The sequence below is a fragment of the Mesorhizobium sp. M7A.F.Ca.ET.027.03.2.1 genome, assembly GCF_003999175.1.
GTDB lineage: Bacteria > Pseudomonadota > Alphaproteobacteria > Rhizobiales > Rhizobiaceae > Mesorhizobium.
Window position 1 is genome coordinate 1 of sequence record NZ_RZOM01001673.1, and the last position, 742, is coordinate 742.

1 protein-coding gene is annotated in these 742 nt (G+C 62.8%); it reads right to left on the reverse strand.

Annotated elements, in window-relative coordinates:
* Positions 1–742 (reverse strand): diguanylate cyclase (locus tag EN750_RS37270; RefSeq protein ID WP_127399475.1); only part of this gene is annotated, 742 nt, incomplete at both ends.

Below are 742 nucleotides of genomic sequence, written 5' to 3' on the forward strand. Positions count from 1 at the left end.
CCTGACATTCTTGCGCAGCCGTCGTGCGAATTCCCGCAGAACCTCGTCGCCGCCGTCATGACCGTGCGCGTCGTTGATCGCCTTGAAGCGGTCGAGGTCGGTGATCATCACCGACAGCGGCCGGCGCCGCGCCTCGGCGCGATCGAACAGCGTCTGCAGGTGGCTGTCTAGATAGCGGCGGTTGTGCAGCCCGGTCAGTCCATCGGTCACCGCCATTTCGATGGTTTGGGTGACGCTGGCGCGCAGCTGGTCGTTGTAACGCTTGCGGCGCACCTGGGTGCGCAGCCGCGCCGTCAATTCCTGCTGGTCGATCGGCCGCATCAGATAATCATTGATGCCGAGTTCGAGGCCGCGGATGATGCGTTCCTCCTCGCCCTCCTCCGCCAACAGGATGATCGGCACGAAACGGGTGCGATCGAGCGAGCGCAACTGCGAACAGAGCCTCAGCGGATCGAAATCGGCGAACGCGGTCGAGATCATCACGCATTCATAGGACGTCTCGGCGGCCTGGAAGAAACCGGCATGCGGATCATGTGTGACGTCGAGATCGGCCCGGTCGCGCAGCATCTTCTGGATGCGCTCGACGGATGATTTGCGTTCGTCGATCAAAAGCACCTTGGGCGTCGTGTCCTCGGATGCGAAATTGCGGCTGAGCAACTCCTCGATGCCGATGTTGCGCGTCGTCGAGGCGCGCAGCCGCAACTCGTCGGTCAGCGACTTCAGGCGAACCAGGCTCTTGACG